This is a genomic window from Microbacterium sp. Leaf436 (genome assembly GCF_001424715.1).
Lineage (GTDB): Bacteria > Actinomycetota > Actinomycetes > Actinomycetales > Microbacteriaceae > Microbacterium.
The window spans coordinates 604,353-624,853 of sequence record NZ_LMRB01000002.1; the positions used below are offsets into that span (position 1 = coordinate 604,353).

Annotated in this window: 26 protein-coding genes, 1 tRNA gene and 1 riboswitch; of the genes, 18 read left to right on the forward strand and 9 right to left on the reverse strand. The window is 70.8% G+C overall.

The window, feature by feature from the left end; all coding sequences use genetic code 11:
- Positions 1-26 precede the first annotated feature (26 nt).
- The 4 genes from ASG45_RS07075 to ASG45_RS07090 all read right to left on the reverse strand — a co-directional run bounded on the left by ASG45_RS07075 (position 27) and on the right by ASG45_RS07090 (position 4,285).
- Entirely contained in the window at positions 27-482 is a 456-nt protein-coding gene (locus ASG45_RS07075) for a hypothetical protein (protein WP_055834708.1), read from the reverse strand.
- Positions 479-1,291: an arginase family protein gene (locus tag ASG45_RS07080; protein WP_055834712.1), complete on the reverse strand. Its 813-nt coding sequence runs from the start codon at positions 1,289-1,291 to the stop codon at positions 479-481. The genes ASG45_RS07075 and ASG45_RS07080 overlap by 4 nt, the downstream gene beginning before the upstream one ends.
- A 67-nt stretch (positions 1,292-1,358) precedes the next feature.
- Positions 1,359-2,111, reverse strand: a complete 753-nt coding sequence (locus ASG45_RS07085) for a PspA/IM30 family protein (RefSeq protein WP_055834714.1) — start codon at positions 2,109-2,111, stop codon at positions 1,359-1,361.
- Between the two features lie 92 nt (positions 2,112-2,203).
- On the reverse strand, positions 2,204-4,285 hold the full coding sequence (locus tag ASG45_RS07090) for a TPM domain-containing protein (RefSeq protein WP_055834717.1): 2,082 nt from the start codon (positions 4,283-4,285) through the stop codon (positions 2,204-2,206).
- A 123-nt stretch (positions 4,286-4,408) separates the two neighbouring features.
- On the opposite strand from ASG45_RS07090, the gene ASG45_RS07095 reads away from it, so the two are divergent.
- From ASG45_RS07095 to ASG45_RS07115, 5 genes are all read left to right on the forward strand, one after another.
- Positions 4,409-5,242, forward strand: a complete 834-nt coding sequence (locus tag ASG45_RS07095) for a DUF3097 domain-containing protein (protein ID WP_055834721.1) — start codon at positions 4,409-4,411, stop codon at positions 5,240-5,242.
- A 104-nt stretch (positions 5,243-5,346) separates the two neighbouring features.
- A complete protein-coding gene (gene trmB, locus ASG45_RS07100) occupies positions 5,347-6,069 on the forward strand; it encodes a tRNA (guanosine(46)-N7)-methyltransferase TrmB (RefSeq protein ID WP_055834723.1) in 723 nt (240 codons plus the stop codon).
- Complete coding sequence (locus ASG45_RS07105; RefSeq protein ID WP_055834726.1) at positions 6,066-6,932, forward strand: CPBP family intramembrane glutamic endopeptidase; 867 nt, start codon at positions 6,066-6,068, stop codon at positions 6,930-6,932. The genes trmB and ASG45_RS07105 overlap by 4 nt, the downstream gene beginning before the upstream one ends.
- Positions 6,933-7,018: 86 nt before the next feature.
- Positions 7,019-7,083: riboswitch (guanidine-III (ykkC-III) riboswitch) on the forward strand.
- A 10-nt stretch (positions 7,084-7,093) separates the two neighbouring features.
- Complete coding sequence (locus ASG45_RS07110; protein WP_055834729.1) at positions 7,094-7,417, forward strand: DMT family transporter; 324 nt, start codon at positions 7,094-7,096, stop codon at positions 7,415-7,417.
- 207 nt (positions 7,418-7,624) lie between these two features.
- Positions 7,625-8,860 carry a hypothetical protein gene (locus ASG45_RS07115; protein WP_156458739.1) on the forward strand — a complete coding sequence of 412 codons (1,236 nt, stop codon included), beginning with the start codon at positions 7,625-7,627 and terminating at the stop codon, positions 8,858-8,860.
- Positions 8,861-8,929: 69 nt separating this feature from the next.
- Here ASG45_RS07115 and ASG45_RS16475 read toward each other — a convergent pair whose 3' ends face one another.
- The gene (locus ASG45_RS16475; protein ID WP_055834735.1) at positions 8,930-9,220 is read right to left on the reverse strand and encodes a hypothetical protein; all 291 of its coding nucleotides are present in this window, start codon (positions 9,218-9,220) and stop codon (positions 8,930-8,932) included.
- Positions 9,221-9,329: 109 nt separating this feature from the next.
- Between ASG45_RS16475 and ASG45_RS07125 the strand changes: the two genes are divergently transcribed.
- From ASG45_RS07125 to ASG45_RS07140, 4 genes are all read left to right on the forward strand, one after another.
- On the forward strand, positions 9,330-10,511 hold the full coding sequence (locus ASG45_RS07125; RefSeq protein WP_055834738.1) for a sensor histidine kinase: 1,182 nt from the start codon (positions 9,330-9,332) through the stop codon (positions 10,509-10,511).
- Between the two features lie 132 nt (positions 10,512-10,643).
- Entirely contained in the window at positions 10,644-11,147 is a 504-nt protein-coding gene (locus ASG45_RS07130) for an SRPBCC family protein (protein WP_055834741.1), read from the forward strand.
- Complete coding sequence (locus ASG45_RS07135) at positions 11,144-12,625, forward strand: phytoene desaturase family protein (protein ID WP_055834744.1); 1,482 nt, start codon at positions 11,144-11,146, stop codon at positions 12,623-12,625. Before ASG45_RS07130 ends, ASG45_RS07135 begins: the two co-directional genes overlap by 4 nt.
- Before the next feature lie 2 nt (positions 12,626-12,627).
- Positions 12,628-13,452, forward strand: a complete 825-nt coding sequence (locus tag ASG45_RS07140) for a DNA-formamidopyrimidine glycosylase family protein (protein WP_055834747.1) — start codon at positions 12,628-12,630, stop codon at positions 13,450-13,452.
- Positions 13,453-13,587: 135 nt separating this feature from the next.
- Here the strand turns inward: ASG45_RS07140 and ASG45_RS16160 are convergent, their stop codons facing one another.
- The 3 genes from ASG45_RS16160 to ASG45_RS07150 form a co-directional block, all read right to left on the reverse strand.
- The gene (locus tag ASG45_RS16160; protein ID WP_156459398.1) at positions 13,588-13,737 is read right to left on the reverse strand and encodes a hypothetical protein; all 150 of its coding nucleotides are present in this window, start codon (positions 13,735-13,737) and stop codon (positions 13,588-13,590) included.
- Between the two features lie 148 nt (positions 13,738-13,885).
- Positions 13,886-14,227 carry a hypothetical protein gene (locus ASG45_RS07145; RefSeq protein ID WP_055834749.1) on the reverse strand — a complete coding sequence of 114 codons (342 nt, stop codon included), beginning with the start codon at positions 14,225-14,227 and terminating at the stop codon, positions 13,886-13,888.
- Position 14,228: 1 nt separating this feature from the next.
- Complete coding sequence (locus ASG45_RS07150; protein ID WP_055834752.1) at positions 14,229-14,612, reverse strand: DUF7882 family protein; 384 nt, start codon at positions 14,610-14,612, stop codon at positions 14,229-14,231.
- Between the two features lie 111 nt (positions 14,613-14,723).
- On the opposite strand from ASG45_RS07150, the gene ASG45_RS07155 reads away from it, so the two are divergent.
- From ASG45_RS07155 to ASG45_RS07180, 5 genes are all read left to right on the forward strand, one after another.
- Positions 14,724-15,278 (forward strand): MarR family winged helix-turn-helix transcriptional regulator, encoded by a 555-nt coding sequence (locus ASG45_RS07155; protein ID WP_055834755.1) that lies wholly within the window; start codon positions 14,724-14,726, stop codon positions 15,276-15,278.
- The gene (locus tag ASG45_RS07160) at positions 15,275-15,454 is read left to right on the forward strand and encodes a hypothetical protein (protein WP_055834758.1); all 180 of its coding nucleotides are present in this window, start codon (positions 15,275-15,277) and stop codon (positions 15,452-15,454) included. The genes ASG45_RS07155 and ASG45_RS07160 overlap by 4 nt, the downstream gene beginning before the upstream one ends.
- Positions 15,455-15,524: 70 nt before the next feature.
- Positions 15,525-15,884, forward strand: a complete 360-nt coding sequence (locus ASG45_RS07165) for a hypothetical protein (protein WP_055834761.1) — start codon at positions 15,525-15,527, stop codon at positions 15,882-15,884.
- A gap of 340 nt (positions 15,885-16,224) precedes the next feature.
- The gene (locus tag ASG45_RS07175; RefSeq protein WP_055834769.1) at positions 16,225-17,394 is read left to right on the forward strand and encodes an RtcB family protein; all 1,170 of its coding nucleotides are present in this window, start codon (positions 16,225-16,227) and stop codon (positions 17,392-17,394) included.
- Positions 17,395-17,603: 209 nt separating this feature from the next.
- A complete protein-coding gene (locus ASG45_RS07180; RefSeq protein WP_055834772.1) occupies positions 17,604-17,924 on the forward strand; it encodes a hypothetical protein in 321 nt (106 codons plus the stop codon).
- A gap of 76 nt (positions 17,925-18,000) precedes the next feature.
- Here ASG45_RS07180 and ASG45_RS07185 read toward each other — a convergent pair whose 3' ends face one another.
- A complete protein-coding gene (locus ASG45_RS07185; protein WP_055834775.1) occupies positions 18,001-18,396 on the reverse strand; it encodes a DUF5684 domain-containing protein in 396 nt (131 codons plus the stop codon).
- 111 nt (positions 18,397-18,507) lie between these two features.
- Here ASG45_RS07185 and ASG45_RS07190 point away from each other — a divergent pair, with 111 nt between their 5' ends.
- The 4 genes from ASG45_RS07190 to ASG45_RS07200 all read left to right on the forward strand — a co-directional run bounded on the left by ASG45_RS07190 (position 18,508) and on the right by ASG45_RS07200 (position 20,501).
- Positions 18,508-18,957, forward strand: coding sequence for a hypothetical protein (locus tag ASG45_RS07190; RefSeq protein ID WP_191915258.1), 450 nt, complete (start codon positions 18,508-18,510; stop codon positions 18,955-18,957).
- 84 nt (positions 18,958-19,041) lie between these two features.
- Entirely contained in the window at positions 19,042-19,215 is a 174-nt protein-coding gene (locus ASG45_RS16165; RefSeq protein WP_156458742.1) for a hypothetical protein, read from the forward strand.
- A gap of 90 nt (positions 19,216-19,305) precedes the next feature.
- Positions 19,306-19,381: transfer RNA gene (locus ASG45_RS07195), tRNA-Arg, on the forward strand.
- Between the two features lie 547 nt (positions 19,382-19,928).
- Positions 19,929-20,501 carry a helix-turn-helix domain-containing protein gene (locus tag ASG45_RS07200; protein ID WP_055834781.1) on the forward strand — a complete coding sequence of 191 codons (573 nt, stop codon included), beginning with the start codon at positions 19,929-19,931 and terminating at the stop codon, positions 20,499-20,501.

Below are 20,501 nucleotides of genomic sequence, written 5' to 3' on the forward strand. Positions count from 1 at the left end.
GTCGACACCGACGGTGATGATTCGGTTCAGCTGCCTCGCGGCACGTAGTTGCCCTCGATCAGGCCCGCCTCGATCTCGAAGCGGTTGCCCAGCGGATCGCGGCCCGCGAGCGCGTAGAGCACGGGCATGAGAAAACCGTAGCGACGCCACTGGCGGTGATGCACGGCCTCGTGTCCGAGGACGACGTCGGTGGGGCGGGCGTCTCCGGTGAGGAAGCATCCCCCGACGCACACTCCGCCGCGCGGGAACGCCCACGAGGGCAGGCCGCGGAACACCCAGAGGCCCTGCCGCTTCTCGATGCGGCCGGTGCTCCACAGCGATCCCCACACCCACCCGACCGTGCAGCCGTACCAGTAGCCGACGCGGCTGACGGGGGAGTCGAGCAGCACGGCGGGAATGAAGCGATCCCAGACGCGACCGCGCGCGACGGCGCGGTCCGCGCGCTCGCGCCAGTCGGCCGGAGGGGGCGGGAGGGGGCTCATGCCAGGGCTCCGATCAGTCGAAGGATCGTTCCGAGATCGTCCACGGCGGCGGCGGGCGACGACGGCGAGAACTCGGTCAGGGTCGCCCCCGCCATCGGCATCCGTTCTCTCAGGCGACGAATGGATGCCACGACGTCGGCCGTGCGCGCGCCGAAAGGCACGGGGTGGGCGACGCCGGAGATCTCGGCGGGGTCGAGGACGTCGAGATCGACGTGCACGTAGACGCGCGAGGCCCCGGTGGCGACGACCGCGTCGGCCAGGGCGTCGGGGTCGGCCAACGCGTCGGCCGAGACGACGCGCACGGCGTTGTCGTCGACGTAGCGCTGCTCCTCGTCGTCGAGCGATCGGGTGCCCGCCAGCACGAGACGCGAGGCGGCGATGCCGGGGTGCAGGCGCAGGGGGTCTTCGCCCTCGCCCGTGATCGCGCGCAGCACCATGCCGGTGAACGCGCCGCTGGGGGAGGACGCGGGGGTGTGGAGGTCGGGATGCGCGTCGATCCACACGACGGCGAGGTCGTCGTCGGCCACGGCCGCCACCGCGCCGAGGGCGACGCCGCAATCCCCGCCCACGACGATCGCCGGTTCGACGGAACCGCGTACGGCGTCTTCGATCCGCTCGCGCATGCGCCAGAGGGCGGTGAGCCGGTGGACGCGCGTGCCCTGGGCGTCTCCTGCCTCGGTCGGGGCCTCGAGCACCGTCGTCGAGGCACGGGGCAGGTCACCGGCGATGGCGTCGGCGCCGTCGATGAGCTGCATCGCCCGCGACGACGACGAGCCCTGCCACTGCGGGGCGACGATGAAACGCGTCATGGGTGTTCCTCGCGAAGAGACGAGAGTGCATCGCCCGGCGGGCCGGGCGATGCACTCTCGGTGTCGATCAGAGGTCGGGGCTGGGCGCGTCGATCGCGGCGCGCTGGGGGCCGCCGACCTTCAGCGCGGCGAGACGTGCCTCGACCTCGGTGAGCTCGCCCACGTCGTCGAGCGCGTTGAACTGGGCGTCGATGCTGGAAGCGGCGAGCTCCTGCTTGCCGGCGGCGAGGGCTTCTTCGCGACGGATCTTGTCTTCGAAACGGCCGAGCTCGCTGGTGGGGTCGAGCACGTCGATCGACTTGACGGCGTCGTGCACCTTGTTCTGGGCCTCGGCGACCTTGGCACGGGCCAGCAGCTCGCTGCGCTTGGAGCGCAGCTGCTCGAGCTTGCCCTTCATGCCGTTGAGGCCGTCCTTGAGCTTGTCGACGACCTCGGTCTGCGACGCGATCGTGGGCGCGGCCGACTTCGCCTCGCTCTCGGCGGTGATCTGACGCTGCAGGGCGATCTTCGCGAGGTTGTCGAACTTGTCGGCTTCGCTCGCGTTGCCGGTGGCGCGCAGCTCGTCGCCCTTGCGGCTGGCGGCGAGGGCCTTGTTGCCCCACTCGGCCGCCGCCTGCACGTCTTCTTGGTGGTCGCGCTCGAGCAGACGCAGGTTGCCGATGGTCTCGGCGATGGCCGACTCGGCGTCGGCGATCGAGTTCGAGTAATCGCGCACGAGCTGGTCGAGCATCTTCTGCGGGTCCTCGGCCTGATCGAGGAGCGAATTGATGTTCGCGCGAACGAGGGTCGAGATGCGACCGAAGATGGACTGCTTGGCCATGCGGGGTGTTCCTTCCTGAGGGCGACGATGTCGAGTCTGGTGTCGGATGCTACGAATTCTCTGTGATCGGCCCGGTCGCCGATAGGGGTGGATCAGCGTCGATTGACACGTCCTCCGCCGGAACGGCTGCGTCCGCCGCCGCCCCCGGCCCTGCCGCCTCCGCTGCGGGAGCGTCCGCCGCCGCCGAAGCCCCCGAAGCCGCCCGAGCCGCCGCTCCGTCTGCCGCCGCCGAAGCCGCCGAGGCCACCCAGGCCGCCGCCGCCGAAGCCGCCGCGTCGGCCACCGCCGCCGAGCAGGGAGTTGATCGCGATCCCGCCGAGCAGGGCGCCCATCATGTCGCCGCCCCCGCCCTGACCCCCGCCGCCGCCGAAGGCGCCGACGTCGTTCTGGGCGAGCGACCCCGCCTGCGAGCCCAACTGCGCGGCGCGCTGGGCGAGCGACAGCGCTGCCGCCGGGTCGGTGGAGCGCGTCTGCTCCGCCTGCACGAGGGCGGCGCCGGCCTCGGCCAGGCGCGTGCGTGCGGTGGGCCCCACGGCTCCGCGCCGCGCCGAGATGAAGTCCTCGGTCGCCGACACCTGCGCGCGGGCCTGGGCCAGCGTGCCGTCGAGCTGGCTCTCGGCGCGGCGGCGTCGCTCGGCGGCGTCACGGGCTTCGTCGAGCACGGCGTCGATGGTGGCATTGGCCTGCTGCAGCCCCTCGAGGGCGCGCAGGGGACTGGGTCGCGGGGGAGCCAGGGTCGCGCGGGCGGCGTCGAGCTGCGATCGCGCCGAGGCGGCCGCCCCGGCGATGCGTCCGTCGGGGTCGGTGAGCTGCGCCGCCGCCGCGAGGTCGCCCTCGATCTCGGCGACGAGTGCGCCCGCCCGCTGCTGCGCGTCGGCGAGGTCGGTGCCGAGGGTGGTGATCGCGCGCTCCAGCACGTCGGCCTGGGCGACCGCGGCTTGGGCGGCGCGGATGGCGACCGCCGCCTCGCCCGTGCGCCCGGCGCCGAGGGTCGCCTGCGCCGCGGCCGTCTGCTCAGCGGCGAGGTCGAGTCGGGCGCGCGCCTGCACGGGGTTGTCGGCGACGGTGGTCAGGGCGTCGTCGGCGTACTGCGCACGCAGACGCGCGAGATCCGCCTCGGCCGCAGCCAGGGCCGCCGCGACGGCCGTCTGCTGCTGCGTCGTGGCGGCCAGGGCGGCGGGGGCGTCGGCCTCCAGCGCCCGCAACTCGTCGAAGGCCGCGGTCTTGGCATCGAGTGCCGCGTCGGCGGCGGCGCACAGGCGCAGGATCTCGGCGTACCCGGCGCGCTGCTGCTCGGGGGTCTCGGGGGTCTCGTCGTCGAGCTGCTGCTGGATCGAGAAGGCCGCGTCGAGGTCCGCCTTGGCCTTGGCCAGCACCTCGACGAACGGTGCGGCGGCGGCGTCGCCGAACTGGGCGCGGGCGAAGCCGAGCTCCTGCTCGCTGGTCTTGACGGCGTCGTCGGTGGCGACCAGCGCCGACCCCGCGCGCCGGGAGAGGTCGTCGATGCTCTCGGCGGGGCCTCCCGCGGCGCCCACCGTCGCGCGCCGACGGCGCAGGCCGAACCACACGAGTCCGCCCGCGATGGCCACGAGGAGCAGGCCCACCACCACGATGGGTCCGATCGCCGGTCCGCTCTGCGTGGCGGGAGTGGGCGGGGGAGCGGGCTGGTTGCCCCCCGCTTCGGAGTAGGCGGCGCGGATGCCGTCGGCCGCCGAGATCGCCGCCCCCGCGTCGTCACCCGCGGCGAGCAGGGGCTGCACGCGTTCCTGCTCGATGGCGCCGAGCTGCGCGGCGGTCAGTGCGCCGTCGTCGACGTCGCCCGAGAGGTAGAACGTGGCGGCGCCGTCTTCGATCGCGACGGCGAGCAGGTACTGGTGGGGTCCGAGCTGGTTGCGGTTGGCCGTCTCGTTCGCCCAGTCCTCGGCGGCGGGCGGGTCGGTGAACCCGTCGACGTACACGACCCACAGGTCGAGCCCCGTCTGCGTGGACAGCGTGATCATGCGCGACTGCACCTGCGCCTCTTGCGCGTCGGTGAGCACGTCGGCCTGGTCGACGACGTAGCTGGAGCCCAGCGAGGGAGGGGGAACGGCGAGGGCCGCGAGAGGCCCGCCGAGGATTCCCCCCACGACCAGCAGCAGAGTCGCCAGCACGTGTGCCGCCTTCGGCTTTCGCATGCCTCCCCTTTCGACGACTCGAAGTCCCCAGCCTATAAACGACCGCCGACACCGGGGAAGGACCGGCGCGTCCGCTGTCAGCGCACAATCGCGCCGCCTAGGCTCGAGCGTTCGGAGGTACCCATGGACGACCCTTACGGCACCGATGTGCTCGCCCGCGGCTGGCGCGACGCCGGACGCACCCCGCCCGCCCGCGTCGCGGCATCCGCAGACCTGGTCGTCGAAGTGGTCGGCGACGGATTCTGCGGAGCGGTGACCCGCGTCGACGGCATGAACGTCGAGCTCGAGGACCGCTTCGGCAAGCGACGCCTGTTCCCCCTCGGCGGCGGCTTCCTCGTCGACGGCGCCCCGGTCGTGCTCGACGCGCCGACGGCGGCCCCGAAGGGACGCACGCGCACGGCCTCGGGCTCGTTCGCCGTCGCCGATCAGCGCGCCCGCACCGCCCGAGCGAGCCGCATCTTCGTCGAGGGCAAGCACGACGCCGAGCTCGTCGAGAAGGTCTGGGGCGCCGACCTGCGCGCCGAGGGCGTGGTCGTGGAGTTCCTCGAGGGCGTCGACCTGCTCGAACAGGCACTGGATGCCGAGCCCCCCACCGCCGAACGTCGCTACGGCGTTCTCGTCGACCACCTCGTGCCGAACTCCAAGGAGTCGCGGATCGCCGACAAGATCGCCCGAGGCCGCCACGGCGCGCACGTGCGGATCTTCGGCCACCCCTTCGTCGACGTCTGGCAGTGCGTCACGCCCCGCGCCCTCGGCATCGCCGCGTGGCCGGAGGTACCCCGCGGCATCGAGTGGAAGGTCGGCGTCTGCCGCGCCCTCGGCTGGCCCGCCGAGGAGCAGGCCGACACGGCCCGCGCCTGGCAGCACATCCTGTCGCGCGTCACCACGTTCCGCGACCTCGAACCGGCCCTGCTCGGCCGCGTCGAGGAACTCATCGACTTCGTGACCGTCCCGTGAGCGGCCGCAAGCGTGCCACCTCGCGTGAGTCGCCGGAATCTGTCGCTCCCGCCGACGAGAAGCGACAGGATAGGGCGACTCGCGCGGCGGATAGCCTGGATGCCATGGATGCCGCGCCCGTCTTCCGCGACAAGCCCGTGTCGTTCGTCCGGCGCAGCGGACGCATGTCCGAGGCGCAGGACCGTGCCTGGGCGGAGTTCTCGCCGACCTACCTGCTCCCCGTCGAGCGGGGCGCGGCCACCACGAGCGTCAAAGAGGGATCGGCGATCGACCCGGTCGAGGTCTACGGCCGTCGGGCCCGCCTGACCGTCGAGATCGGTTCGGGCCAGGGGCACCAGATCGTGTCGGCCGCCGCCGCCGATCCCGACAACGACTTCCTCGCGGTCGAGGTGTTCACCGCCGGCCTTGCCCGCACCATGCTCGACGCCGACCGCGCGGGGGTGAAGAACCTCCGACTCGCCGAGGCCAACGCCCCCGAGGCGCTGGAGCACCTGCTGCCGGCCGGCTCCGTCGATGAGCTGTGGGTGTTCTTCCCCGATCCCTGGCACAAGAACAAGCACACCAAGCGGCGACTGATCGCCCCCGATTTCGTCCGCGTCGCCGCCCTGGCGCTGCGGCCCGGGGCGACGCTGCGCCTCGCGACCGACTGGCAGGACTACGCCGACCAGATGCGCGAGGTGCTCGACGAGGCGCCCGAGTTCTCGCGGGCTTTCCCGGGTGACTGGGCGGAACGCTTCGAGGGCCGCGTGCTCACCGCGTTCGAGCAGAAGGGGCTGCGGGTGGGTCGCGACATCCGCGACCTGACGTACACGCGGGTGGCGCCGTGACCGCGCACGCCGCGGTCGCCGAGCGCGAGCGTTCCACGCTCTCGCTGAAACTCGTGCCGGCGCTGCTGGTGTGCCTCGCCGCCCCGGCGCTGTTCGTCATACAGGTCATCTGGCTCGGCTGGCTGCTGCTGGCTCTGGCCGTGGCATCCGGAATCCTCGTCGACCGGCGCGCCGGCGTCGCCGTCCTCCCCGGTCGCGACCCCGAGCCGAGCATCGCCCGCGACGTCTCGCTCGTCGCCCTCGGGCAGTTCATCGTCAGCCTCATCCCGCTGCAGGCCGAACTCGACAACGCCGCCTTCCTGCGTTTCACGCTCGCCCTGGGCGGGGCCGTGCTCGTGCCGTACGTGATCTCGAGGTTCGTCTACCGCGACCACGCGATCCGTTTCCCGTGGCGCGGCGGCGGTCGGTGGACGTGGTGGCAGTGGGCGTGGCTGGGCGGCGTGATCGTGCTCGGCTACCTGATCCTGCCGTTCTACTTCATCACCTCCGGCGTCTACATGAACTGGCCGGTCGTCGACACCCCCGAGATGATCGCGCGCCTGTTCGTCGGCGTGGGCGCGGTGGGCATCTGGGACGAGCTGTTCTTCATCTGCACGGTGTTCGTGCTCCTGCGTCGGCATTTCCCCGACCTCACGGCCAACCTGTTGCAGACGATCGTGTTCGTGTCGTTCCTGTGGGAGCTCGGCTACCAGGCCTGGGGTCCGGCGCTGACGATCCCGTTCGCCCTCATCCAGGGCTTCCTCTTCTTGAAGACCCGGTCGCTCTGGTACGTCGTGACGGTGCACCTGCTGTTCGACGCCGTCGTCTTCGGAGTGCTGGTGCACGCCCACAACCCCGGCGCGGCATCGATCTTCCTCATCTGAGGTCGATCCCGGATGCCGGGCCCCGGCGTCGTTCGCGTCGTCCGACGCGTGCACGGGTGCTGCCCAGGCGCGCTCGCTAGCCTGAGGGTCGGACGCCTCCCGCGTCCCCGGACGACGGATCAGTACCCGGACTGCGACAAGACTGGCCAAGGAGTACAGCCATGTCGTGGATCGTCCTCATCGTGTCCGGTGTCCTCGAGGCCGTCTGGGCCACCGCCCTCGGGCGTTCCGAGGGCTTCACCAAGCTCTGGCCGAGCGTCGTCTTCGGCGTCGCGCTGGTGGCATCCATGGGCGGGCTCGCCTATGCGATGCGGGACATCCCCACCGGCACGGCGTACGCGGTGTGGGTCGGCATCGGCGCCGCACTGACGGTGGTGGTCGCCATGATCAGCGGCGCCGAGGCGATCTCGGTCGTGAAGGTGCTGCTCGTGCTGGGCCTCGTCGGGTGCGTGATCGGCCTGAAACTGGTGGGCGACGCCCACTGACCAGGGGATTTCACGAAAGTCAACCGCAGGGAACGTTCGGGTTGATCCGCTACTATCAAGCCTCACTGCACTTGTCCGGGCCCGACACCGTCGTCACTCGCCCACATCTTCCCCTGTGAAAGGTTCCGAGTGAGCGCACCGCCGAGCGAGCTTGCCTCCCCGACGCGTCCGTCGCGCGTCATCGAGCGACCGAGTCGACTCGACCGCTTGCGCGACTCCCGAGTGGGTCGGGCACTGCGTCAGTACGGGCACGACGTGCTGCGTACGCCCGAGGGCATCGTCCCCGTCGAGCGCGGCGCGTTCACGCGCGTCCTGCTGCTGTGGGCCATCGCGCGCGCGGTCAACTTCGGTTTCCTGTGGGGTTTCTACTCCATCGCCAAGGCGGCACGGTGGGGCTTCGGTCCCGACAGCGAGCGCCTCGGCACGTTCTTCGACTACCTGACCGGGTGGGACGCCGACCGCTACGGCCAGATCGCCGCGCAGGGCTATCCCACCTCGCTGCCGATGAACGTCTCGGGCGACATCCTGCCGAACAACTGGGCGTTCCTGCCGGTGTTCCCCACGATGGTGCGCGTGCTCTCGGGTGCGACGGGCCTGGGGTGGCAGCCGGTCGCTATCCTGCTCAGCCTGGGCGCGAGCCTGGGGGCGACCTGGTTGCTCTTCCTGCTGCTGCGCACGGTCACCAAGCCGCAGCCGGCGTGGTGGGCCGTGGTCTTCTTCTCTTTCGCCCCGATGTCGTTCCTCTTCGTGATCGGCTACAGCGAGGGCCTGTTCATGCTGCTGATGTTCGCCGGCATGCTGCTGGCGATCAAACGGCGTTATCTCTGGATCCTGCCGATCGGTCTGATGACGGCGTACACGCGTCCCGGGGTTCTGGCCCTGGGGTTGGCGCTCGGCATGGTCTTCCTGGTGCGGTTCTTCCGACGCCGGGTCGACCCGTTCCCCGTGCGCGAGTGGGCCTCGCTCATGGCGAGCGGACTCGTCATCGCCGCCGCGGGACTGTCGTGGAACCACATCGCGCAGCACTTCACGGGCACGCACAATGCCTACATCCGCACGGAGCTGGGGTGGTGGCTCGACTACGTCGGAAACGACGAGTTCACCCCGTTCACGCCCTGGTTCCGCCAGGCGGGAACGCACCTGGGCGTCGTGGGCATCATCCTGGTCGTCGCCCTGATCGTGGCCTTCCTGGCCCTGATGTGGTCGCGTCCCGTCCGTCGCCTGGGCCTCATGGTGGTGACCTACGGCTTCAGCTACGGCATCTACATCCTGGCCGTGTTCCTCCCGCAGCAGAGCACGTTCCGACTGCTCATGCCGATGGCGCCCCTGATGGGCGACGAACGGTGGTCGTCGACGCCCCGGCGCCGCACGGCGATCCTCGTCGGATGCCTCGTGCTGCAGGTCGTGGCGATCCTGCTGCTGTGGACTCGCGGCAACCCGTGATCCGCTGACCTCCGAACGACGAAGGGGCGACGCCGTGACGGCGTCGCCCCTTCGTCGTTCTCGCGGGGGTCAGTCGGGACGGCCGGCCGGATCGATGGCGTCGATCATGTCCTGCTCGACGGCGTTGTCGGCATTGATCTCGGCGGTGCCGACCGCGCCGCTCTCGTCGTCGGCGAAGGCTCCCGCGGAGTCGTCGTCGTGACCGGCCGGTGCGGGCGCGGTCTCGGGAGCGAGCGGCACCGTGGGTTCCGCGGGGGTCGGGGCCGTCGGTTCCGACGGGGTCGGGGCGAGCGGCTCGTCGGGGATCGACGGGGTTCCCGGGTCGGAGGGAGTCTGGGGGAGGGGGGTCGGGGTGCTCATGCCCCCACTCTGGGCGGCGCGTGCTGATCGTGCGACCCCTTTCCGCCGGGCCGCGCGGGGTGTACCGGCGCTAGGCTCGACGACGGGGGAACGACGTGAAGGGAAAGACGTGTCCACGGCGCACGATGTGACGCGACGCGAAGCGATCGCGCAGTACCGATTAGTCGGCGAACCCTCCGAGCCCGATCTTCAGGGGCTCGTCGAGCTCGCCGCGACCATCTGCGGCGTTCCCACCGCGGTGATCAACATCATCGACGATCGCATGCAGCATCAGATCGCGGCGGTGGGCATCCAGGCGGCGTCGTGCGCCCGCGAGGACTCCATGTGCGCCGCGGTCATCAGCACGCCCGGTCGCGTCGTCGTGCCCGACGCGCGTCTCGACGAACGTTTCGCGCGGAGCGGGTTCGTCACCGGCGAGATCGCCCACGTACGTTTCTACGCATCGAGCCCCCTGATCACCCCGGCCGGGGTCGCGATCGGAACGCTCTGCGTCTTCGACGACGTGGTCGGAGAACTCTCGGATGCCAGCAGCCGCGCGCTCGATCTGCTCGCCCACCAGGTGATCGACGTGCTCGAGCTGCGTCGCGTGCAGCGCGACCTGATCGAATCGAACGCGTCGCTCGAGCACTTCGCCGTGCAGGTCAGCCACGACCTGCGCAACCCGCTGACGGCGCTGACGGGCTTCATCGAGCTCGCCTCGGACAGCCCCGAGATGGCGGCCGCGCCGCGCGCGGCGCAGTCGCTCGTGCGGGCGGAGGCCGCCGCCGGGCGTATGACCTCGATGGTCACCGACCTGCTCGACTTCGCGCGCATGGGGGGCACGCGTCCCCACCTCGTCGAGGTCGACGTCGCCGACACCGTCGACGCGGTGCTCGAAGACCTCGATGGCGCTCTCGTGCGCACCGGCGCCGAGGTGACCGTCGACGCCTCGGCCCGGGTGATCGCCGACGACACTCTGCTCCGCGTCCTGCTGCAGAACCTCATCGCCAACGCGGTGAAGTTCACGGTGGCCGCCGAGAAGACGCCGACCATCCGCGTGAGCGTCGAGGTCCTGCCCGATGGCTGGCGCATCAGCGTCGACGACAACGGCGAGGCGGTCGACCCCGAGCTGCGCGAACGCGTGTTCGAGCCCATGCAACGCGGCCACGGTGGCGAGGTTCCGGGCATCGGCATCGGTCTCGCGACGTGCCGGCGCATCATCGACGCGCATCGGGGATCGATCGGACTCGACGCGTCGCCCGCCGGAGGTACCCGGGCGTGGTTCGTGCTCCCTCTGCAGGACGCCGCCTGACCGTTACCGGCCGCAGCCGCCGGACGCAACCATTGCGACACGGTGCCGCGCGGGCCGTAGCGTGGGCCCATCGAGACGCGGCGGCTCGTCATCCGTCTCGCCCGAACCCCCGCCGCCGAGGAGGAGCGTCCCATGGCCCGCAACGTGCGACTGATGCGCTGCACCCCCGACGACGTCTTCCGCGTGCTGGCGAACGGGTGGCTCTACCCCCTGTGGGTGGTGGGGACCTCGCGGATGCGCGACGTCTCCGAGGCCTGGCCGGCCGAGGGCTCCACGCTTCACCACTCCTTCGGGTCGTGGCCCGCCCTCATCAATGACACCACCACCATGCGCGTGTGGGAGCCGCCGTATCGCGCGGTGCTCGAACCGCACGGCGGGCCCATCGGTGTCGCCCGCGTGGCGATCGACGTGAAGGCGCGCGGTGACATGTGCGTCGTCCGCATCCAGGAGGAGCCGGTCACCGGACCGACGACCCTGCTTCCCGACACGGTCTTCGACGCGATCACGCGCTGGCGCAACGCCGAGACCCTGCACCGCCTCGCCTACTTGGCGGAGGGGGGCGCCCCCGGAACACAGGGCGGAGCTTCGGTCCTCGGGCACGAATCCACCGCTCAGAGGGAGCCGATCGACCGATGAGCGAGACCTACGACGCGATCATCGTCGGATCCGGACCCAACGGCTTGGCCGCGGCGGTCACCCTGGCGCGCGCGGGGTTGTCGGTCGCGGTGTACGAGCGCTCGACGACCTTCGGGGGCGCCGCCTCGACGGCCGAACTGACCCTGCCGGGTTTCCGGCACGACGTGGGCTCGGCGGTTCATCCCCTCGCCCTCGAATCGTGGTTCTTCCGCGAGTTCGGTCTCGATCGGCGCGTGCCGCTCATCGTTCCCGAGATCTCGTACGCGCACCCCCTCGACGGCGGACGCGCCGGGCTCGCCTACCGCGATCTCTCCCGCGCGGCCGAGGGCCTGGGCGTCGACGGTCCCGCCTATGAACGCCTCATGCGTCCCCTCGTCGATCACCTGCGCGGGGTCGCCGACTTCACCGGCAACGCCCTCCTGCGTGTGCCGGGGGACCCCCTCGCGGCCTTCTTCTTCGGCATCCGCTCTCTCGAGCAGGGCGGGCCCTGGTGGAACGCGCGGTTCCGCGAAGACGTCGCGCCGGCGCTGGCCACCGGTGTCTCCGCGCACACGATCCTGCACCAGCCGAGCCTCGCGGCCGGCGGTGCCGGTCTCGTGCTCGCCACCTACGGGCACGGCCGCGGATGGCCGATCCCCGTCGGCGGCAGCCAATCGATCGCCGACGCGATGATCGCCGACATCCGCGCGCACGGGGGCGTGTTCCACGCGGGCGTCGAGGTCACCGCCCTCGACGAGTTGCCGCCGTCGCGGGCGGTGCTGCTCGACACGACGCCGCGGGCATTGATCCGCCTGGCCGGTGACCGGATGCCGGCGGCGTACCGCCGCGCCCTGCAGCGGTTCCGCTACGGCGGGGGTGTCGCCAAGGTCGACTTCGCGCTGAGCGACCCCGTGCCGTGGACCCACCCCGACATCGGCGGCGCCGGAACGGTGCACATCGGCGGGACGCGGGCCGAGATCGCCGCCGCCGAGAACGCCGTCGCGCGCGGCGATCTGCCCGACGCGCCCTACGTGCTCACCGCGCAGCCGACGCTCTTCGACCCCACCCGTGCGCCCGAGGGCAAGCACGTGCTCTGGGCGTACACGCACGTGCCGGCGGGGAGCCCCGCCGACCGCGAGGAGGCGGTGGTGCGTCAGATCGAGCGCTTCGCGCCCGGCTTCCGCGACACGGTTCTGGCCTCGTCGTCGCGCACGGCCGTCGACATCGCCGCGTGGAATCCGAACTTCCCCGGCGGCGACATCTCGGCGGGCGCGCCGACGCTCCCTCAGCTGCTGGGGCGGCCGGTGTACAGCCCCGAACCCTGGCGCACCCCGATGAAGGGCGTGTACCTGTGCTCCTCGTCGACCAGTCCCGGCCCCGGAGTGCACGGCCTCGCCGGGTGGCAGGCGGCCCTCAGCGCCCTGCGGCACGAGTTCGGCACGCGCCTGCGGCCCGACCTCGCCCCGCGCGCCGATCAGGTCTTCACCTCGGCGCCCTGACGGTGCCCGAGGGCGACAGCGTTCTGCGCCTGCGTCGGCGGTTGGATGCCGCGACGCGCGGCGCCCGCGTGGCCGAGGGCGAGCTGCGCTCCGGTTCGGCGGCCGGCAGGTCGCTCGCGGGGCTGCGGATCGAGGGGTACGACACCCACGGCAAACACCTGCTCACCCGGTTGGACGATGCCACGACCCTGCACACGCACCTGCGCATGCAGGGCAGCTGGACGATCACGCGCGCCGGGCGCTCCCTGCCGACGGCCGAGCGCGAGCGGGCGCGCGTGCGTCTGCGGTTCGACGACGGCCGGGAGATGTGGGGCATCGACCTCCCCGTCGTCGAGCTCGTCGCCACGGCCCGCGAGCGCGACGTGATCGGCCACCTGGGCCCCGATCCGTTGCGCGACGACTGGGATGCCGCCGAGGCGGTGCGTCGGCTGTCGGTGCGGCCGGAGCGCACGTTCGTCGCCGCTCTGCTCGACCAGACGCGCCTCGCCGGTCTCGGCAACCTGTGGGTGAACGAACTCGCCTTCCTCCGCGGCATCCATCCCCTCGCGCCGATCGGGGCGACGGATCTGCCCGCGCTGGTGGCCCTCGCCGCGCGGTGCCTGCGGACGTCGGCGACCGTGCCGGGGATGTACCAGGTGACGACGGGCGACCGACGCCGCGGTTCGTCGCACTGGGTGGCGGGCCGAGCGGGGCGCCCGTGCCTGCGGTGCGGCACCCGGGTTCAGGTGCGCGCCGAGGTGGTCGACGACCCCGAGCGACGGCGCACCTGGTGGTGCCCGCGGTGCCAGCCGGTGCCCTCGGGCGCCGAGGTCGGATCACCGGGGTAGAACAGCGCGGCCGCCGAGAACGAGAACTCGCTGCGGGTCACGGCACGGTGTCGGAACCGCCGAAAGCCGGGGCCGTCGCAGCGCCGGCGGCCCTCGTCGCCGAGGAGCCGCCGGACCGTCGCGTGCAGCGCGCGATCAGGAGATGTCGCCGGTGGGGGAGTCCGCCGTGTTCGAGGCGTCTTCGGCGTCCTTCTGGGCCGCCGCTCCTTCTTCGGGGGATTCGCTTCCCGCGCCGTTCGAGTCCTGGTCGGGAGCGTCGTCGGTGCGTCCGTCGATGTCGGTCATGTCATCTCCATCCGTCAGGGGTCGTCGTGTCGACCCGGGCCGACGCTGTCACGCGTCGACGTGCGTGTCCAGGGGGTCGACGAGGGCCCAGCGGTCGGGCGCGGCCGCCGTCACGCGGACGGTGGTGTGGCGGGGAGCCCGGTTCGGCTCACAGGAACGGGGCGAGGGCGCCGGCTGTCAGCGCGAACGCCAGGGCCGTGCCGCCGACAACCGTGGCCGCGGTGGCGGTCGCACGTTCGGCGCGGTGACGCCGGGCGGTGTTGGCCGGGTGCGTCGTCGAACGCAGCGAGGATTTCGCGGCGGAGAGCTCGTCGTAGCGACCGACGGGGATGCCGTGCGCGTCGCGCGAGACGTATCCGCCGGTGACCTGGTCGACGCAACCGAAGTACTCGCCGCCGCGATGGGCGACCCAGAAGCCGGTGTCGACCTTCGCCCAGAGGACACGGGTGGAGGCGAGCGCGCTGAGAGGCGCGAGGGAAGCGGTGCTCATGTCACGCCGCCACAGACAGGCTGGGGCGCCGAGCAGCGGGCGCGGTGCCGCGCGTCGCGGCGGCACGGGCGGGTGCCTCGGCCGTGGGGATCTCGGCGTTCAGTTCGACGACCAGACCGGCCGACGAGTTCGCCATGTCGGCCATGTCCTTGAGAACGCGGGGGTTGAGGGCCTCGGGCTCGGCCGAATCGAAGACGAAGCGCATCGGGATCGCCGGCTGCAGCCAGATCGTCGATCGTCCCGGGGTGCCGTCGACGTGAGCCCAGCTCAGAGTGAAGCTCTCGCTGCGGCGGAGTTTGGTGGTCGCGACGACTTTCAGGTGCGACAGCAGTCGATCGGGGATCTGGATCGACTCGCTCGTCGTGCCGTAGAACAACTGCCCCATGGGGTTCTCCTCTCGCAGCGGTTTGCTGGTTTACAAACATACTCGACTAGTAACTAGTTTGTCTAACTATTGGTTTGGCGATATAGTTTCTCCACCAGGGAGGAGTGTGTCGTGACAGATGTCCGCGTCGCGCCTCGCGAGAGCGCCCCTCCGGTCGACTCCGCTGAGCCGAGCTACTGGTACGGCGACGAACCCGCCGACCGCCGTATGCGCAGCAAGGCCGTCCTCGAATCGCTCCGGGTGTACCGCGCGGCCGAGGTCGCTATGCGTCGCCGCACGCGCGACTCGATGTCGATGGGCGAGAACGAGCTCCTCGTTCTGCGTTACCTGCTGCGCGATTCCTCCCGCCGCGTACGACCGGGGGAGTTGACGAAGTACCTGGGTCTGTCGACGGCGTCCACCACGGCCATCCTCGACCGGCTGGAGCGATCCGGGCACCTCACCCGCGCCGCCAATCCCGACGACCGCCGCAGCATCTTCGTGCAGGCGACGCCGCGCGCCGATGCAGAGGTGCGGCAGACCCTGGGCACCATGCACGACCGCATGCTGGCCGCGGTGATCGACATGACACCCGAAGAATCGGCGAGCGTCGTCGCCTTCCTCCGGCGGATGAGCGACGCGGTCGACGGCGTCGCGGTCGAGACCCCGGCGGTCGACTCCCCGTGATCTACGTGCTCGTCGGCGGCCCCCGCGACGGACAGCACGTGGATGATCTGCCGCGCGGCTACCGTCTGTCTCTGAGCGACCCGCAACCTGAACCCTTCGGGGAGTTCGAGACGGTTCGAGCCGTCTGGTTCGAGCTCGACGAGGCGATGTTCCGCACGGTGCAGCGACGCGACTGATCGGTACCTCACGTCGGCAAGCCCGGCAACCCGCCCCCCTTCGGGCGACGGTGACCCGCAGTCTGTCAGCATGCGCTGTGTCACCTACGCCGGAGAAACCGTCCTCACCACCGACGACGTCGCGTCGTCCCTGATCCTGTTGACGGCGGCGGTGGCGAAGGAAGGCCAAGCCGAGGCCGTCAGCATCCCGATCGTCACCGACGACAAGAAGGTCGCCCAGGCGGAACTCGTCATCGGGGTCGGCAACGACGTGCTGTCGGCACCGGTGGACTGGACCGACGAGGAGCCGGACTTCTCGCACGCGGCCCAGGAGCTGAAGGACCACCGTTTCTTCCCGCGAGCGCACCTGCGCGCTGTCGAGCCCTCGGAGTCCGACGAGGGCGACGACGAGCCCATCGACTGGGACTTCGACCAGCCGACACAGGCTTGACGCCGGTGCGGGTGATGCCCGGGCTGCGCAGGGTGGGGGCCACGCCGCGAGCCTTGCGCCGGGTTCGCGGCGTCCGCTATGTTCGCAAGTCCGTGCCGACCGGCACGATGAGCCGAGGGGACGACACGATGACCGCGATGCGCGATCTTCGTCAGGAGCAGCAGGACACGTACCTGCCGTTCCTGCCTTCGTCGTACCCTCCGGTGCCGGCCGCCTAGACCTCGTTCTCTCGCGCCCCGCCCGTCAGGTCGGGGCTTTTCTCTTTCCACCGTGTGGGGGAGTGCTCCGACCGGAGCTCACCTCAACCGCGCATCCGCGCACCACACGAAGGAAAGGATCCATGCAGAAGCTCACCGAACGACTGGTGTCGTGGGCGAGCCTGATCGATGACAAAACCATCGAACAGGCCCGTACCTCGTCACGCATGCCGTTCATCTACCCCCACCTCGCCCTCATGCCCGACGCCCACCTCGGCCTGGGCGCGACGGTCGGGTCGGTCATCCCGACTCTCGGAGCGATCATGCCCGCGGCCGTCGGGGTCGACATCGGCTGCGGCATGATCGCGGTCAAGACGCAGTTCACGGCTGCCGACCTGGCCGGTCGCGACCTCGCGGAGCTGCGGCAGCAGATCGAGCGGGCCATCCCGCTGTCGGCCGGTCGCGACAACCGCAAGATCGTCGCCACCGCCGAGCCGCGCGTGGCCGAGCTCGAGTCGCTCGCCGAGAAGGCCGAATTCGACCCCGCCAAATACGCCGGTCACTGGCGGCATCAGCTCGGTTCGCTGGGCAGCGGCAACCACTTCATCGAGATCTCGCTCGACGAGAACGACGACGTGTGGATGTTCCTGCATTCCGGCTCCCGGGGTGTCGGCAACCGCATCGCGCAGCACCACATCAAGGTCGCGCAGCGTCTGGCGAAGCAGTGGTGGATCGAGCTCCCGCATCCCGACCTGGCGTACCTCGTCGAGGGGACCCCGGAGTTCACGCGCTACATCCGCGAGCTCCGGTGGGCACAGCACTTCGCCCTCCTGAACCGTGAGGAGATGATGGATCGCGTCGCGAATCAGCTCGGACGTTTCCTCGACACGACCGTCGAGGAGCGGGAGCGCATCAACTGCCACCACAACTTCACGGAGTCCGAGAGGCACTTCGGCAAGCGCGTGTGGGTCTCGCGGAAGGGCGCCATCATGGCCGACGAAGGTCGGCCGGGACTCATCCCCGGGTCGATGGGCACCGCGTCGTACGTCGTCGAGGGGCGCGGCAATCCTGTCGCGCTGAACTCGTCACCGCACGGAGCAGGCCGGGAGTACTCGCGATCGGCGGCCCGCAAGACCTTCACGCACGAGCAGTTGCGTGACGCTATGGCGGGCATCGAGTACCGCGACACCGACGCGTTCATCGACGAGATCCCGCAGGCGTACAAGCCGATCGATCGGGTCATGGCGGACGCCGCCGACCTGGTGAGCGTGCGACACACGCTGCGGCAGATCGTCAACGTGAAGGGCGACTGAACAGGATGCCACGGGTGCGGCCGACGTGCCCGTGGCATCCTGCCCCCGCCGGTGGCGTTCGCGGGGTCGCTCTCGGCGGGTGATTCCACCGATCAGCGGGGGGAGATACACCTCTGGGAGGATGCGGTCACTTCCCTCGGTTCGACAGCATGGGATCAATGTCTGCCGCACCGCGCAGGCGTCGAATGCCCCCCCGGAGCGGAGAACCCATGCCCCCGACCGCCGACTCGGCTCCCGTGCCGACCGTCGAGCGCCCCGTCGACACCGCAACCGCAACGCTCGAGCGGCAGAGAGCCCGCATCCGCGCGGCGCAGGCCCGCCTGGCGGCATTCATCGCCAGTACGGCTGCTGATGTCGACGAGGTCGCCGGCGAGGCGGAGGCGGCGCTGCGTGCCGCGGTGTCGTCGGGCGCGGGTGTCGAGCGCGTCTCGGCGGAACTGGAGCTCAGCCCCCGGGCGCTGCGCGCGATCGTCGACGGGTCGGTCCGGCTTCGTAACCTTCACCCCGACGAGCGCCTGAGGTCGGTGTAGCGCGGACACACGCGAAGGCCCCGGCGCGCGCGGTGTGTGCGCTCGCCGGGGCCTCCGTGGTGGCATCCGACCCGGGTCAGCTCAGACGCTCGGCCCGGTACTTGTCGCCGCTGAAGCCGAGGATGAGGTAGCCGATGACGTGGAACACCACGAGCAGAACGAGCGAGAAGAACCACCCGTGGCCGAAGGCGCGGCCCACCCGCAGCGACACGATGATGTGGAAGACGAAACCGACGATCGGCACCAGGTAGAGCAGCGCGAACCAGCCCGAGGACCCGGCGATCTTGGTGAGGTAGACGACGTTCACGAGGGGGATGATCGCCAGCCACCCGGCATACCCCGCCTTGGTGAAGACACGCCAGAGCGCGATGACCAGCACGACGTACACGGCGATGGCGAGAAGCGAGTTGGTCGCGCTGAGCGCGAAGAGCGAGGTCTGCTCGGTGATGGAGGACGGGCTCGAAGTCAGCATGGGCTCATCGTAGGGCGTTGTCAGGGAGTTCCCAGGGTGCGCGTTCCGGCGCCGGAGCGCACCGCCGGGATTACGCTCGGTGCAGGTCGAGCGATGGCGGAGGCGGACGGCATGGGCGAGAGCCGATTCGAGTGGGGCGGCCTGAGCGCCGGCCGGGGCGATTTCGTCACCGCGCCCGAGGCCCTCGCGATGCTCGAGGTGCTGGCGATCGCGCACACCGACCTCGAGGTGTCCACCGAGCTGCGCGATGGCGCCGCCCGCGCGCGATTCGCCCGAGGCGCGCGGTGGGCCGTCGTCTCGACCCCCGGTTCGCGCTGGTTCTCGGTCGAGACCGACACCGGTCACCGCACGGAGCTCATCGACGCGTCGTCGTCGAAGGACGAGAGCGCGCGCCTGCTGGCCGTCTACGTGGATGTCGCCGAGGCCTATGTCCGCGGTGACGCCGCGCCCGCGCAGGGGCACGGCTTCGGAGGGTCGACCGTGACCCTCGACGTCGACGGCCGACGCGTGGTCCTGACGCAGCCGCTCGGTCGTCGCATGCGCGGGATGTTCGGACGCTAGGCCTCCGTCGCCCCCGCGGTCAAGCCGTTGGGGCCGAGGCCTCCGCGTTGACAGGCTGGACGCGTACGCGACGAAGGGAACACCATGAGCGACCCGCAGAACTCCGCCCCGGCCGACGACGCAACCGACCTCGGCGACGACCCGACGGTCAAGCCGAGCCAGGAGACCGACCCCGACGAGGGCTCCAAGGCCCCCACCAAGGACGACCCGAACGCCGACCACCAGGCCACCGGCATCGGGATCATCGACGGCGAGTGAACCGGATGCCGTGGGGTCGGAGCGCGAGTCCTCGCCCCCGCCCCACGGCGTCGGGGATGCCGCGGACGCGGTGATAACCTGGACCGGTCCGCCTCCGTAGCTCAGGGGATAGAGCGTTGGTTTCCGGTACCAAAGGTCGCTGGTTCGATTCCAGTCGGGGGCACCAGGCGAGACAAGGGATCGCGGGTCATTGAGACCCGCGGTCCCTTTCGTCTAGCGGCGGGCCTCGTCGGAGCGTCATCGTTCGCGCCGGGTGAGATCACGCGTTCGTGGCGAGATCACACGCTATGTGGCGTGATGTCGTGCGTAACGTGTGCGTTGGCGCCGGGCGTGTGCCGTCGCGCCGTGCGACGTGACGCCGCTGCCAGCCCGCGTGCGGCGATGCTGTCCTTCACCAGAGACGCCGGTCCGAGCGAATCGTCGAGCAGCAGCGGCCCGATGGAGGCTCTGCGCTACTCCGGGAGCGCCACTCCCTCATCGCAGATCTGCGCGATCAGAGCGTGCCGTGGTCTTCTCTGGGGATGCGCACGGGCCTCAGCCGCCAGGCGCTGATTGAGCGCGTTGTCGGCGCCGACAGATAGGGAGCCACGCGTCATCGCCGGCCCGGTTTGTCGGCTGGAAGTTCCTGCGCCGTCCAGATTCGACAGCTCTGGAACGGAGCGACGGATTGACGTAGAATATGACTCTGAAATCATACTGCGATGGAGGGTGCAATGACTGCCTCGACGCTCATCCGTGCCGCCCGCAAGAGCCAGCGACTCACTCAGAAGCAACTCGCAGACCGCACTCAGATCGACCAGAGCCGCGTTTCCCGGTCAGAGGGCGGGCGAGATACCGAATTCGGCACGGTGGAGCGACTGCTCGCCGGCGCAGGGCATCGGCTGTACTCCGCACCGACCCAGCGTGACGACGCGGCGACTGCGGCTGAAGAGATTCGGCATCGGCTAGCGGAAGGGCAGAGGGACCGCGCTCTTCGCGCGCTCCTGCAACTCAACGACAATCTTCTCGCCGAGCGAGGGTTGGTGCGAGGGATTCTCGGCTTGGCCGAGCCTGCATCGACGCTGGATCGAGCGTGGGATGCTGCGCTCGCGGGTCTCGTCGCCTGGCGGCTGCGAGAGGGAGGACTCCCCGCACCCGAGTGGGTTTCAGATCCGAGCCGGTATCTCCGTGCGCCCGCGACGCTCGACGTCGACCCGGCCGACCCGACTCCGCCCCCGTCGGAGGTGCCAGACGAGTTCGCCGAGCGCGGTGTGCTCGTCTGGCGTGACACCTTCGCGAGCGTGTGA